At 72.3% G+C, this 13,897-nt stretch carries 12 protein-coding genes; 2 read left to right on the forward strand and 10 right to left on the reverse strand.

The genetic code is table 11. The features are described 5' to 3' along the window. Window positions 1–26: 26 nt before the first annotated feature. From P4R38_RS10050 to P4R38_RS10075, 6 genes are read right to left on the reverse strand one after another with little or no spacing between them, the layout of a single operon-like run. Window positions 27–1,658, reverse strand: coding sequence for an acyl-CoA dehydrogenase family protein (locus tag P4R38_RS10050; protein ID WP_277192026.1), 1,632 nt, complete (start codon window positions 1,656–1,658; stop codon window positions 27–29). Between the two features lie 26 nt (window positions 1,659–1,684). Beyond that, window positions 1,685–2,578, reverse strand: coding sequence for a hypothetical protein (locus P4R38_RS10055; protein WP_277192027.1), 894 nt, complete (start codon window positions 2,576–2,578; stop codon window positions 1,685–1,687). 1 nt (window position 2,579) lies between these two features. Beyond that, window positions 2,580–2,843 carry an acyl carrier protein gene (locus tag P4R38_RS10060; protein WP_275237560.1) on the reverse strand — a complete coding sequence of 88 codons (264 nt, stop codon included), beginning with the start codon at window positions 2,841–2,843 and terminating at the stop codon, window positions 2,580–2,582. A 29-nt stretch (window positions 2,844–2,872) separates the two neighbouring features. Next, the gene (gene lysA / locus P4R38_RS10065) at window positions 2,873–4,162 is read right to left on the reverse strand and encodes a diaminopimelate decarboxylase (RefSeq protein WP_275237559.1); all 1,290 of its coding nucleotides are present in this window, start codon (window positions 4,160–4,162) and stop codon (window positions 2,873–2,875) included. Continuing rightward, a complete protein-coding gene (locus tag P4R38_RS10070) occupies window positions 4,159–5,559 on the reverse strand; it encodes a preATP grasp domain-containing protein (protein WP_277192028.1) in 1,401 nt (466 codons plus the stop codon). The genes lysA and P4R38_RS10070 overlap by 4 nt, the downstream gene beginning before the upstream one ends. Window positions 5,560–5,611: 52 nt before the next feature. Next, a complete protein-coding gene (locus P4R38_RS10075; protein ID WP_275237557.1) occupies window positions 5,612–6,541 on the reverse strand; it encodes a 3-oxoacyl-[acyl-carrier-protein] synthase III C-terminal domain-containing protein in 930 nt (309 codons plus the stop codon). Window positions 6,542–6,757: 216 nt separating this feature from the next. Here P4R38_RS10075 and P4R38_RS10080 point away from each other — a divergent pair, with 216 nt between their 5' ends. Further along, window positions 6,758–7,405 (forward strand): ParB N-terminal domain-containing protein, encoded by a 648-nt coding sequence (locus tag P4R38_RS10080; protein ID WP_277192029.1) that lies wholly within the window; start codon window positions 6,758–6,760, stop codon window positions 7,403–7,405. 4 nt (window positions 7,406–7,409) lie between these two features. Here P4R38_RS10080 and P4R38_RS10085 read toward each other — a convergent pair whose 3' ends face one another. Further along, a complete protein-coding gene (locus P4R38_RS10085) occupies window positions 7,410–8,321 on the reverse strand; it encodes an aldose 1-epimerase family protein (protein ID WP_277192030.1) in 912 nt (303 codons plus the stop codon). A 4-nt stretch (window positions 8,322–8,325) separates the two neighbouring features. Continuing rightward, the gene (locus tag P4R38_RS10090; RefSeq protein ID WP_277192031.1) at window positions 8,326–9,999 is read right to left on the reverse strand and encodes an AMP-binding protein; all 1,674 of its coding nucleotides are present in this window, start codon (window positions 9,997–9,999) and stop codon (window positions 8,326–8,328) included. A gap of 524 nt (window positions 10,000–10,523) precedes the next feature. On the opposite strand from P4R38_RS10090, the gene P4R38_RS10095 reads away from it, so the two are divergent. Continuing rightward, entirely contained in the window at window positions 10,524–11,948 is a 1,425-nt protein-coding gene (locus P4R38_RS10095; RefSeq protein WP_277192032.1) for a sugar porter family MFS transporter, read from the forward strand. Between the two features lie 3 nt (window positions 11,949–11,951). Here P4R38_RS10095 and P4R38_RS10100 read toward each other — a convergent pair whose 3' ends face one another. Beyond that, the gene (locus P4R38_RS10100; protein ID WP_275237552.1) at window positions 11,952–13,223 is read right to left on the reverse strand and encodes an MFS transporter; all 1,272 of its coding nucleotides are present in this window, start codon (window positions 13,221–13,223) and stop codon (window positions 11,952–11,954) included. Then, window positions 13,220–13,798 (reverse strand): ArsR/SmtB family transcription factor, encoded by a 579-nt coding sequence (locus P4R38_RS10105; RefSeq protein WP_277192033.1) that lies wholly within the window; start codon window positions 13,796–13,798, stop codon window positions 13,220–13,222. The genes P4R38_RS10100 and P4R38_RS10105 overlap by 4 nt, the downstream gene beginning before the upstream one ends. Window positions 13,799–13,897: the final 99 nt, after the last annotated feature.

The following is a 13,897-nucleotide window of genomic DNA, read 5'->3' on the forward strand; positions in this document are numbered from 1 at the left end:
GCCCTGACGCCTGGCTGACGCCGCGGTCACAGCCCGGTGGCCTCTGCTCCGAGGACGGGCCGGCTCGACTCAACAGCGCGAAAACCGTTGAGCAGCTGAATGTTTCGGGTGCCTTCCATGAACTCGATGCCACGGGCGGCCCGCACGGCCCGGTCCAGGGCCGGCCATGCGGTGAGAGCGGCCGGGCCGCCGAGCATCTCGGCGACCTCGCGCGTGACGTGCTCGGCCAGCCGGCACGCCCGCGCCTTGGCGATCGACGCGAGCGCACCGTCGCCGGTCTCGTCCACCACCAGGGCCGCCCGCAGGACGAGCTCGCGCGTGACGACGACGCGCCGCTCGAGGTCGGCCACGCGGTCCTGCGCGCTCGGTGGTGGAGTGCCCCACGCCCGCGCGAGGACGTCCAGCGCCGAGCCGGCCACGCCAAGGGCCATCGCCGCCACGCCGGGGCGCAGCCGGTTGAACACCTCGACCGCACCCCGCAGGCCGCGTCGCCCGCGAGGCAGGGACCGGCCCAGCTCGTCCTCGACGCCCACGGGCACCCGGTCGAGATGCACCGCGCAGAACTGCGCACCGCGAATCCCCAGCATCGGCAACGGTTCTGCGCGGAACTGAGGCAGCGTCGCGTCCACGAGGTACGCACCGACGCCGAGCGGCCCTCCGGAATGACGCGCGAAGACCACGGCGTGGCGCGCACGGGCGGCGCCACCGACGTACCTCTTCTCGCCGACGAGGTACGCCTGGCTCGTACCGAGGTCGCCGACCAGACGTGTCTCCATCGAGGCGGCGTCGGAGCCGTGGCCGGGCTCGGTGAGCGCGAAGCACGACCACGTGGGCCCGGCGGTGAACTGCGGGAAGAACCGGTCGCGCTGCTGCTGGTCGCCCAGGTGGGCGATCAGGACGCCGGACATCGACGGTCCGGGGGCCGCCATGAGGACGCCCAGGTCTCCGCGGCTCAGCTCCTCGAGCACGACCGCCCGCTCGACGGCGGTGGTGCCGTCGACGCGGTGACCGTCGCACACGTCGGCGTCGCGATAGTCCGCCGGCGTCCCTGCCGTCGCCATCCACCGGAGCCCGCCGCCCGCCGGCGCATCCGGCCGGAGCCCGTGCTCGCGGTCGACCAGGTCGGCGTGCGCGGCGAAGTCGTCCGCCCACTCGGTGGCCATCTCCCGCACCCCCGGCAGCAGGTCGTGCTCGGCACGCCGGGTGTGTGGTGCCGACGCCGCGGACGCCGCCACGGGTACGGCGACCGCGCAGCCTTCACTTCTCGTCGCCTCGACGCCGATCCCGCCGGCGAGGAACCCGTGGGCACCGTGCAGCCGCAGCAGATCTCGCTCGACGTCGGTGAGCCGGCGGTGCAGCCGGGCGAGGGTGGACACCGGCGGCTCCGGGCGCAGCGCCCGCAGCTCGATCTCGATCTCCGCGTGGTCGGCGAGGGTGTCGGTCAGCTGGGCACGCACGGTCGGGACGGTGATCAGGGCGGCATCGCCGGACCGCCGGCCGCGCAGGTGGTCCACCACGCTGTCACGCAGCCGTTCGCCGAACCCGAGCCTCGCCCACAGCACCGCGGGCCCGCCCACCGGCCCGGTCACGTCCAGAGCGGCGTCGATGCCCGATCCGCGCGCCAGGCGCCGGATGTCGCCGAAGGACGGTGCGTCCACGGCGGCACCCCCGCGCGCGTCGGGGCTCATGGTGCGGGCTCGCCGCACGCACCCGGGAGGGCGATGAGACCGTGGACCGCGCCGAGCGCGGGATCCGCCTCCAGCACGACGACCGGCTCCTCGACCGTCGCGGCCAGGTACGCCCAGACGCCGGTGCACGGGGCGCCGTGCTGGGCGCGCACCACCTGCGCGGCGACGTCCGGCATCCACGCCGGGTCGATTCCGGCGCCGACGACGACGCGGACCGGCTGGACCCCGGCCGTGGAGCACAGCCGGTCCAGCACCTCGCTCACCGCACTCCGCTGGGCGGCGCCGAACCCGCGCGCCACGCCGTGCCGCTGGGCCAGGCCCGTCCGCGGGTCGGCCGTACGCTCCAGCACCACCGCGACCGCGGCGTCGGTCCGCGGGACCTGGTACGGCTCGGCGCGGACCGCGTAGGGCAGCGTCACCTGGTCCAGGGCGACCACGGCGACGCGCTCGTACCCGTGCCGCGTGGCGAACAGCTCCGCCAGCTCGAGGGCCTGGAACGGCGCGACGACACCCATGTCGGCGACGCCGAACGCCGCACGGACCCGCGGGTGGGCCTGGATGATCTCGGTCGTGGGCAGCCGGGCGGCGAAGTAGTCGGGCACCGCGTACGCGACGACGACCAGGTCGAGGTCGTGGTCGCGAGCGAGGGGTTCCAGCGCCGACACGGCCAGCCGGCCGTAGCTGTTGCCGGGGCGGGTCAGCAGCTCCTCCCGGCGGAACGGCACCCCGGTCTCCTCCAGCATCGCGGCCTGGAAGTCTCGCGAGGCGGCCTCGGGCAGCTCGCTGCGGACGCCGCCGCGCAGGTGGTGGACACCGGTGATGCCGAACCCGAGCAGGGAGCCCGCCGGCACCGCCGTCCCGGCGACGCTCCCGGGAGCGATGGCGTACACCTCAGGCGTCCCGCTCGTGGGCCAGGTACGCGGCGAGCGTGCCGACCGTGGTGAAGTCCTTCATCTCGAGCGACTCGACGTCGAGCTCGATGCCCAGGCGCTCCTCCAGGACCATCAGCAGGTCCAGGACGCCGGTGGAGTCCAGGCCGATCTCGTGGAAGAGCGACGTCTGCGCGGTGACGCCCTCCATCGGGCGGTCGAGCGTCTCGGCGAGCCCCTCGATGACGGCGTCGACGATCGTGGTGTCGGTGGTGGTCGTGGTCATGGTGGTTCTCCTTCGGTGGTGCGCGGCGGTCAGTCGACCGCGACGACGGGTGGGCTCGGGACGACCAGGTGCTGGCGGTCCAGCAGGTCCTGCGGACGGTCGCTGCTGCGGACCAGGTGCGCCCGGCCGTCGAGGACCAGGACCTCGGCGGGGTAGCCGTGGCTGAGGAAGAGCCCCGGCGAGGCGGTCGGCCCGTACGCCCCGGAACGGTGCACCGCGACCAGGTCGCCCTGGCGCAGCGGCGGCAGCATCGCGTTCTTGGCCAGCAGGTCGTTCGGCGTGCACAGCGGGCCGCTCACGTTCCACGGCTCCCGCGGCTGGTCGGCCGCGCCGACGAGGTCGATCGGGAAGTTGCGCCGCACGAACGACCCGACGCCCACGGCGGGCATGTGGTGGTTGGTCCCGCCGTCGGCGACCGCGAACCGCTCACCGCGCGAGGTCTTGGTGTAGCGCACTCGGGTCAGGTAGAGGCCGGCGTCGGCGGCCAGGTACCTCCCGAGCTCCATCGCGAGTCGCACGTTCTCGTGCCGCGCGACGAAGTCCTCGATCAGCGGGTTGATGCCGGCGGCGAGCCGGTCGACGTCGGGGTCCTGCTCGCCCTCGAAGTACGCCACGCCGAGGCCGCCGCCGACGTCCACCAGCTCCAGCTCGATGCCGTGACGCGCGGCCACCTGGTCGGCCAGCGCCAGGATGCGCGCGGTGTTCTCCACCACGACGTCGGCGTTGAGGATGCGCGTGCCCATGTAGACGTGCACCCCGACGAGGTGCACGTGCGGGTAGCCGGCCGCGAGGTTCTCCGCCGCGAGGACCTGCTCGTCGTCGATGCCGAACTGGCGCGGCTTGCCGCCCATGGTGAGGCCGGAACCCTTGACGGAGAAGCTGGGGTTGATCCGCAGCGCCACCCGCGCCCGGCCGCCTCGCTCGCCCGCCAGCCGCTCGATCAGGTCGAGCTCCTCGAAGGACTCCGCGACGAGCGTGACCGCGCCGGCGTCCAGGCAGGCCGAGAGCTCCTCGACGCTCTTCCCGGGCCCGAGGAAGATCACGTCCTCGGGCGGCGTGCCGGCCAGCAGCGCCGTCCGCAGCTCGACGAGCGAGGACACCTCCGCGCGCGCCCCGGCCCGCCGCAGCACCGAGTACACCGACACGTTCGGGTTGGCCTTGAGCGAGTAGAAGATCTCCAGCCGCTCGTGCAGCGCCTGCCGCAGCCGCGTGAACGTCCCCTCCAGGACGTCCCCGTCGTACACGAAGCACGGCGTGCCGAACTCCTCGGCGATGTCCTTCAGGGCCACGCCCTGGACGGTGGTCTGCTGCTCGGTCATGCTGCCTGCTCCTGCATCTGGTCGAGCCGCGCGCGGACGAGTCCGTCGATCGCGGCGAGGTCCTGGTCGTCGTCACCGATCACGAGCGCGTAGAGGCGTCCGGAGGCGACAGGCGCGCCGTCCGGGAGGGTCAGCGCGTGCGCGGCGTTCACCGTCGCGAACCCCTGCACGACGGCTCCCGTGCCCCGGGCGGGGTCGTACGCCGCGTCGGCGAGCGCTTCTCGTACGGCCGCGAACGGCACCGGCCGGGTGGACCGGATCTCGTAGTGGCGGGCGAGCGCCGCCTGGCCGTCGTCCACCAGCTGCTCCTGCAGGTTCAGCTGGTAGGTCGACATGTTGTTGCGCGCGTTGATCTCGATGAGCGGGTGCAGGGTGCCGTCGCGCTCGGTGAGTGCGTCGATGCCGACGACGCCCGCGAATCCGTCGCGGGCCAGCGCCGCCCCGACCACGTCGGCCGTCTCCCGGATCAGGGCCTCGTCGGCCTCGGGGAGGACGGCCGGGAAGCGGTGGCCCTGGTGGACGCCGCCCGCGGTCAGGGCCTCCTTGACGAAGTCGAAGTGCACCCGGCCGGCCGCGTCCACGGTGAGCTGGTAGTTGAAGTCGCGGTCCTTGTCGAGCCACTGCTCGATGCAGAAGCCGAGCGGGCCGGGCTGCGAGCCGGCGCGACGGGCGATCATCCGGACGATCCGTCGCAGGCGTGCCGGGGTGTCGACGACGGCGATCCCCTTGCCGCTCACCCCGAGCGCCTCCTTGACCACCAGCGGGCGCTCGTCCAGGTACGGCAGCGCCTCCTCCGCGGCCGCGTGCAGCTCCTCGACGGTGCGGCAGGCCCAGCCGTGGGGCTGGCGGATCCCGTACTCCTGCGCCAGGTCCCGGCTGTACACCTTGCTGTTGACGTGGACGGCGACGCGCTCGCTCGGGCCGGCGACGGCGAGGCCGGTCCGCCGGGCGATCTCCTCCTCGAGGTCGGAGATGCCGTGGGCGTACAACCGGTGGCCGCTCTCGCGCAGCGCGGCGAGCTGGGCCAGCAGCAGGTCGTCGGCGAGCGCGTCCTGCGACACGGACCTGGTCGGGTCGTGGTGCGCGGGCGCGAGCACGGTCGGGAGCTGCAGGCCGATGCGCCGCAGCTCGGTGAGGTGGTCGGGGTCGGGCGCCGACTTCAGCACCACGACGTCACCGGGACGCCCGAGCAGCAGCGCGAGCTCGTCCATCCGGTTGACGACGGCGGCGCCGAGGTCGGAGGTGAGCCGCGGCAGCCCCACCTCGTCGCGGGCCCAGCGCTCCTCCACCTCGAAGTTGCCGACGATCACCAGCGGTGTGCTCGGGTCGCCGGTCACCGCCTGCCGCAGACGTGCGGCGAACGGTGGTGCGGAGGCGTCCGCGCGGTCGTGAGGCATGGATGTCCCTGTCTGGTCGGATCGAGCTGCGTGGTGTGTGGGCGAGCGGGCGTCAGTGCTGCAGGACGGCCGCCGCGAACGTCGCGCCGAGCCCGACCGACGTGGTGAGGTAGTGGTCGCCGGGGTTCAGCAGCCCCAGCTCGGTGACCGAGGCGAGGTTGAGGAACGGATCCGCGCCCCAGCAGTGCCCGTACCGGCCGATGTTGTCGGTGAAGATCTGGTCCCGCTTCAGCCCGAGCGCCGAGCCCGTGCGCTGGCAGAGGATGCGGCCGACGTTGTGCGGCAGGTACATCGCGAGGTCCTGCGCCGTCAGGCCCGCTACCTCCAGCGCGGCCGCGATGACGGCCGTGAGGCGCTCGGAGTAGACCGCACCGAACTCCTTCGTCCCGGCCTCGTCCATGGCGAGCCGGCCGCCTCCGACGGGCTGCGTCGTGGCGCTGTAGCCGACCAGGCGGTCACGCTCACCGTGCGCACCGACCAGCACCGCGGCGGTGCCCTCGCCGAGCACGGCCATGCCGGGGATCACCGACGCCACCGCGCCGTAGGTCTTCTCCCCCACGATGATCAGCGCGGTCGCCTCCGGATCCTCCTCGCGCGCGAGCAGCGCACCGGCGAGGTCCAGCGCGAGCAGCCCGGAGGCACACGCCTGCTCGTTGAGGGCGAACGTCCGGGCGCGGTGCAGACCGAGCTCGGTGACGACGTCCTGCAGCGGTGAGGCCGGGTACGCCGACGCCGACCGGGTGGTCCGGGGCCGCAGGACGTACCGGACGTCCTCCTCGCGGCCCTTCAGGGTGGTCAGCTTGCTCGCGGCGCCGTACACGAGCTCGGCCTCCGTGACCTCCCGGTCGGCGGCGACGCGGTCGTACCCGAAGGCACGGGTCATCCGGCGCAGGTCGGCGTCGGACACGCCCAGGCGCTCCTGGTGCTGGGCGATCGGCGTGGCCACCGGTGCGTAGGAGGCGAGCTCGAGGATGGCGGTCATGGTCTCTCCCGGAACGGACGGAGGATGTCTCCGCCGCAGACCGTAGGAAGACCGCATGACACGGCGCTGACCGATCACTGACGTTACGCTGCTCCCGCCGCGAAGCGCATTGGCCGTGACGTCGGGGGTCCCTAGGGTGGGTCCGGCGCCGGGTGGGGACCGGCGGATTCGACGACAGGCCAGCACGATTCGTGCGGCACACAGTCAGGAGCGACGATGACGACGGCGATGCCCGTGACGCTGGACCCACGACTCCTCGTCCTGCACGAGGAGACCGAGGCGCAGCGGTTGGACGCCCTGGTCGGGCAGGTGCGCCGCAGCGGCATCACGACGCCCGTCGCGGTGACTCCCGTCGACGACGGCTGGTTCGTGCTGGACGGCGCGCACCGTACGACGGCCGCCCTGATGCTCGGGTTCGCGCAGGTCCCGGTCCGCGTCCTCCCGCCGCCGGCGTCCGGCCCCGTGCCCGGCTGGGTGCACCTGCTGCGCTCGCCGCTGGCCGAGGCGGCGCTGACCCGGCTGCTCCGGGAGCACGACGGCAGCGGCCCGGTGGTGGCCTCCGTCGTCACCGGTGGCCGCGAGACCCCGGTGCGTGCCGCGTCCGACGACTCGCTGGACTGGGTCCGCGCCTGCCGGGCGCTGGCGCACTGCTACTCGTGGTCGAGCTACGAGCGGCTCGCCACCCTCGACCCGTCCGACGAGGGCGTCCGGATCGCGTGGGTGATGCCCGAGTTCCCCCGGCTCGTCGCCGTCGTACGGGAGCACGGTCGCCTCCCCGCCGGCGTCACGCGGTTCGACCTCACGACCACCCTGGACGGCCACGTCGGTCGGCCGCCCGCGGACGTCGACCGGGTGACCGCCTAGCGGGTCACCCCTTCGGCAACACGCCCCAGGAGGCCGACCAGGTCTCGCCCGGGTCCAGCCGGAGGAGGCCCTCGCCGGTCGCGAGCGCGTTCGCGGGGCAGCTCATCGGCTCGACCGCGACGCCCGTACGGCGCGCCTTCGCCGGCGGCAGCGAGTCGCCGGTGAACACCTGGGCGTACGGGTAGGCGCTCGCGTCCGCCCACAGCGTCGTGCCGGTGTCGCCGCGGCTGATCGTGACGCGCCACCGCCCGTCCTCGTCGACACGCAGGTCGGTATAGGCGTGGTCCAGCGTCGTGGCCTCGATCGGTCGCGGCTCGCGGAAGTCGACGACGCCGGACACCGGCGAGGTGCCGGTGGGGATGAGCCGGTCGTCGACGTCGAGCACGGTGCCGGCGGGCACCTGCAGCGTGAGCTCGTCGACCTGCTGCTCACCGGCGGTCAGGTAGGGGTGGGCGCCGAACCCGAACGGCGCGACGCTCGTCCCGATGTTCGTCGCGGACGGCGTGACGGTGAGACCGTCGTCCTCCAGCGCGTAGGTGACCCGCAGGTCCAGCGGCCAGTCCCACCCCTGCTGCGGCAGCAGCCGGCACGCCACGGTGAGCTCGTCGGCGGAGCGGTCGACCAGCTCCCACAGCGCCCACCGGACCAGGCCGTGGGAGGCGTTGGACCGGGCCGGCTCGGAGAGCGCGAGCTGCTCCTGGCGGCCCTCGAAGGTGAACGTCCCGTCCCGGACGCGGTTCGGCCACGGCATCAGCAGCTGTCCGCGGCCGGCGTCCGCCTTGGCGTCCTCGGCGTAGCCGTGCAGGACGGGACGCCCGCCGGAGGTGTAGCTGCGGATGCCACCACCGACCTGGACGACCACCACCTCGTGGTCACTGTGCCGGATCGTCCACTGCTCACCGCTCGGGAGGGTCACGTCCTCACCGTACGGTGTCGGGCCGGGCGATGAGATCCGCGGCGCGCTCGCGCATCTCGACCTTGCGGACCTTGCCGGTGACGGTCATCGGGAACGCGTCGGTGATGTGCACGTACCGCGGGATCTTGTGGTGGGCCAGGCGACCGGTGGCGAACTCCCGCACCGCCTCGACGCTGAGCGGCTCCTCCCCCGGGCGCATCACGATCCAGGCCATCAGCTCCTCGCCGTACCTCTCGTCCGGGACGCCGATCACCTGGACGTCGGCGATCGCCGGATGGGTGTAGAGGAACTCCTCGACCTCGCGCGGGTAGACGTTCTCGCCGCCGCGGATGACCAGGTCCTTGATCCGGCCGACGACGGCGAGGTAGCCCTCCTCGTCCATCGTGGCGAGGTCCCCGGTGTGCATCCAGCGAGCCCGGTCGATGGCCTCGCTCGTCTTGTCGTCCTGATCCCAGTAGCCGAGCATCACCGCGTAGCCGCGGGTGCACAGCTCTCCGGTCTCCCCGCGCCCGACCGGCAGGCCGGTCGCCGGGTCGACGACCTTGACCTCCAGGTGCGGCATCACCCGACCCACGGTCTCGGTGCGGCGCGCGAGGTCGTCGTCCACCCGGGTCATCGTCGACACCGGCGACGTCTCGGTCATGCCGTAGCAGATGGCCACCTCGCTCATGTTCATCTCGGCGACCACGCGCTTCATCACCTCGACCGGGCACGGGGAGCCGGCCATGATCCCGGTGCGCAGCGTGGACAGGTCGTACGAGGCGAAGTCGTCCAGCCCGAGCTCGGCGATGAACATCGTCGGCACGCCGTAGAGCGACGTACAACGCTCTGCCACAACGGTTTCCAGCGTCGCCGCGGGATCGAACGAGGGCGCGGGAATCACCATGCACGCGCCGTGCGAGGTGGCCGCGAGGTTGCCCATCACCATCCCGAAGCAGTGGTAGAACGGCACCGGGATGCAGATGCGGTCCCGCTCGGTGTAGCGGACCGTCTCGCCGACGAAGTAGCCGTTGTTGAGGATGTTGTGGTGGCTCAATGTCGCGCCCTTGGGGAAGCCGGTCGTCCCCGAGGTGTACTGGATGTTGATCGGGTCGTCGGGCGCCAGTGTCGCCGCCCGCTCCTGCAGCGCCTCGTCGGTCGTCCCCTCGCCCGCGGCGGCGAGTGCGTTCCAACCGTCCGATCCCGTGTACCCGTCGCTCAGGGACACCGACACGAAGTACACCGCATCCAGCTGCGGGCAGTCGCCGCGGACCTCCTGCACCATCGCCCGGTAGTCCGAGGTCTTGTGCTGCACGGCGCTGACCAGCATCCGCATGCCCGACTGCTTCACGACGTAGGCGAGCTCGTGCGAGCGGTACGCGGGGTTCACGCACACCAGGACCGCGCCGATGCGGGCGGTGGCGTACTGCAGCAGCACCCACTCCGGGCAGTTCGGCGCCCAGATGCCGACTCGGTCGCCCTTGGAGATGCCCTGTGCCAGAAGGCCTTTGGCGAGCGCGTCGACGTCACGCAGCAGCTCGGCGTAGGTCCACCGGCGCTCGCTCGGGCGGTCCACCAGCGCGTCGCGGTCGGCGTGGGCACTCACCGTGCGCAGCAGGTTCGTCCCGATCGTGTCGCCGAGCAGCGGCGTGTCGGAGACGCCCGAGGCGTACGAGGGGTGGTGTGGCTGGGCGGTCATGCGAGTCCTCCTGCGGGCGCACCGGGCGTTCCGCCTCACCGTAGTTCGCGCCACCGGCCGCTCGCCCAGCAACGACGCGAGCGCCTCGGTGAGGCCGCACCCGCCCCGGGCACGGACCGCACCGGCTCGCGCGTGGTCACCCCGAGACACCACGCGCCAGCACGACGCCCGCGACGTCACTGAGCACCGGTCCGTCCCCATGACAACCGGTTTCGAGCAGCGCATCGCCCGGTAGGGGACCGTGCCGCGACCCGGCCCCCACCGGATCGACGAGCGGTCCCGCTGCACCGACACGGCGAGCTCTGCCCACCCCGAATTCTGGTGGCGCGAACGAGGCGATACCCGCGGTAACACCAGACCGAGACCGTTCCGAGATGTCCGTCCCGCGGTCGTCGCTCCTAGGCCGACGCCGTTCACCGTGAGTACAGTCCGAAGCAGCAGGGCCGCCACAGCACGACCGGACACGTCAACAGCCGTTCGCACGACACTGCGCGGTGAGGTCACCGCTGACGGGAGATGTCGCCATGGCGTACGCATTCTCGACCGGCGCTCGCGGAGCCGGGCCCCTCGACGAGCTGCCACCCGAGGGCAACCGGCGCCTGTGGACCTGGGGCACGCTGATCGCGGTCGGAGGTTTCCTCTTCGGCTTCGACACCGGCGTCATCTCCGGGGCCCTGCTCTACATCAAGGACGACTTCGACCTGAACGACTTCGAGCAGGGCAGCGTCGTCAGCGTGCTGCTGCTCGGAGCGATGGCCGGGGCGCTGGGGTCGGGGCGCCTGGCCGACCGGATCGGCCGCCGCAGGATCCTGATGCTCGAGGGCGTGCTCTTCCTGATCGGTACGGTCGTCGCGGTCCTCGCCCCCGGGTACTGGGTGCTCCTCCTCGCCCGCATCATCCTCGGCCTCGCGGTAGGCGGCGCGTCCGCGACCGTGCCGGTCTACCTCGGCGAGATCGCCCCCGCCAGCGTCCGTGGCCGGTTGCTCACCCTCAACCAGCTGCTCATCACCGTCGGCATCCTGGTCTCCTACCTGATCAACCTGGTCCTCTCCTCGGGCGGGCACTGGCGAGCCATGATCGGCGCCGGAGCGGTGCCGGCGCTCGTCATCGTCCTCGCCTGCGTCGCCCGCCTGATCCCGGAGTCACCCCAGTGGCTCCTCGCGAACGACCAGGACGACAAGGCGCGCGGCATCATGGCCAAGCTGGTCGGTGACCAGCACGCCGACGAGCTGCTGGAGAAGCGTCGGGAGAGCCTGGAGGAGGAAGAGGAGGGCCAGAGCGCCGGGTGGCGCGAGCTGCTCAGCGCCTCCGTCCGCCCGGCCCTGATCGTCGGGCTCACCCTCGCGGCGATCCAGCAGTTCGGCGGGATCAACACGATCATCTACTACGCCCCGAGCATCATGCGGGAGACCGGGCTCACCGCGTCCAACTCGATCTTCTACTCGGTCGCCATCGGCATCATCAACCTGGTGATGACGGTCGTCGCGCTGTGGCTCGTCGGTCGGCTCGGCCGCCGTCCGCTGCTGATGATCTCGCTCGGGCTGATGGTGGTGACCCTCGCGCTGCTGGGGCTGACGTTCGTCGCCGAGCTCAGCTCGACGCTGTCGCTGGTCTTCATGGTGCTGTACATCGCCGCGTTCGCCGTCGGCATGGGCCCGCTGTTCTGGGTGATGATCGGCGAGATCTTCCCTCCGCACGCCAGCGCCGTCGGAGCCAGCGCCGCCACCGCCGTGAACTGGTCCTCCAACTTCGTGGTCAGCCTGGTCTTCCTCACCGTGGTCAACGCGATCGGCCAGGGCCAGACGTTCTGGATCTTCGGCGTCATCTGTGTGCTCGGCGTCTTCTTCGTCGCCAAGTACCTGCCGGAGACCAAGGACCGCGAGTTCCCCGAGATCGACAAGGACATCCAGGCGCGGTTCGGGCGGTCGGCCGAGCAGCCGTCAGCCTGAGGGTCAGCGCGCCGACGGCACCGCCGTCGGCGACAGGTCCTCGATCGACGCCGTGCCGAAGATCGGTGAGCGGACCAGCCAGAGCAGGGACAACGATCCTCCGACCGCCGCGGCGACCATGGTCGGGCCCACTCCCACGAGGTCGCCGGCCACCCCGCCGACGAGCGCGCCGAGCGGGCGGATGCCGTAGTTGACGGTCGAGAACGCCCCGGAGACGCGGCTGCGCATCTCGTCCGCGGTGACGGCGGTCTGCACGGCGTTGAGGTTGACGTCGAACAGCATCACCCCGACGCCGCTCACCGCCTCCACGGCCGCGAGCACCGCGGCGCGGCTCCAGGTCGGGCCGGCGGCCAGGGGCACCGCAGCGAACGGCGCGCTGAACAGGACGCAGCCGAGCGCGACCGTACGGCCGACGCCGAGGAGCCGTCCGACCCGTGGCGCGAGCACCGCTCCGGCCAGCCCGCCGAACGAACCGACACCGAACGCGAGCCCGATGACCCCGGCCGACAGGCCGAGGACGCGGCTGGCGTACAGGATCGTCAGGGCGCTGACGACGAAGCTGAAGAAGTTCAGGGTGGTGCAGCAGCGCAGCGAGGCGGACATGTACGGGTGCGACCACAGGTAGCGCATCCCGTCGCGGGCGCGCCGCCAGAGGCCGCCCTCGCCCGCGTCGCTGGTCGCGCTGAGCTCGTCGACGCGGACCTGGCGTATCAGGGTCGCCGAGGCCAGGAACGACACCGCGTCGACCACCATCGCCACCGGAGCGGTGAGCACCTGGATCAGCACGCCGCCGACGGCAGGCCCGACGATGAACGAGCCCGACCGGGTCGTGCTGAGCAGAGAGTTCGCCTGGAGGTACTGGTCGCGGCGTACCAGGGCGACGAAGAACGACGGGTAGGCGGTCTGGTAGATCGTCCGCCCGGCACCGGCCACCAGGGCCACGACCACGAGCTGACCGAGGGTGAGGACGCCCGTCCAGTACGCGAGGGGCACCGTGATCACCGCCAGGGCCTGGACCAGGTCGCTCGCCACCAGGAGCCGCTGCTTGCGCGCCCGCTGGTCGACCCAGGCGCCGGTGAGCAGCGACAGGAGGTTGGGCGCCCAGACCGCCGCGGTCAGCACCCCGACCTCGATCGCGCCGGCGTGCAGCATGGTCACGGCGATCAGGGGGACCGCCAGCTCCGAGACCCGGTCGCCGAGCTCGGACACGGCCTGACCGGCCCAGTAGGTGACGAATCGCCGGTCGCGCCAGAGCCGACCTTCCCTGTCACTCATGGCGTCTCGGCCGCCTCGGGCATCGTGTAGCGCAGGATGCGGACCGTCCGAGTGCCCTCCGGGGTGTCGTCGGGCGAGTCCTTCCGCAGCACGTACGGCGCGAGCGCCTGCTCGATCGCCGACTCGATCTCGGCCGCCTCGGCGGGAGTCACCAGCACGGTGGTGTTGGCACGTCCGGCGACGTGGGCCCACTCCTGCTCCAGGTGCGGCTCGACGTTGCGCTCCCACTCCCCCACCAGGTCGCCCTCGGCGCTCTCGATGACGGTGCGCAGTGCGCGGTAGGCCGACCGGCTCGCCTCGTCGTCCGCGACGAACCGGATGCCCCTGGCCGCGGCCTCCCACCACCGCTCCCGCCCACTGCCCTGCTGCTCGGCGTCCCGGACGAGACCGTGCTTGGCCAGGTGGCGCAGGTGCCAGCTCGCGACCGACGGCGAGGCGCCGACGTGCTCGGACAGGCCCGTGGCGGTGCTCGGTCCGCGCTGCTGGAGCCGGGTCAGGATCGCCAGGCGCACCGGATGCGCGAGCGCCCGCATGCCCTGCGCGTCCAGCTCGATGTCGCCGTACGGATTGCCCACGCCCGCTCCGTCCCGTCAGGTGGATCATCACCATCGATCGCCCGCCGCGCGGCAGACGTGAGAGAGATGTTTCGAGACGACTCTCTCACGACTCCTCGG

This window comes from Luteipulveratus flavus (assembly GCF_029439465.1).
GTDB classification, from domain to species: Bacteria; Actinomycetota; Actinomycetes; order Actinomycetales; family Dermatophilaceae; genus Luteipulveratus; species Luteipulveratus flavus.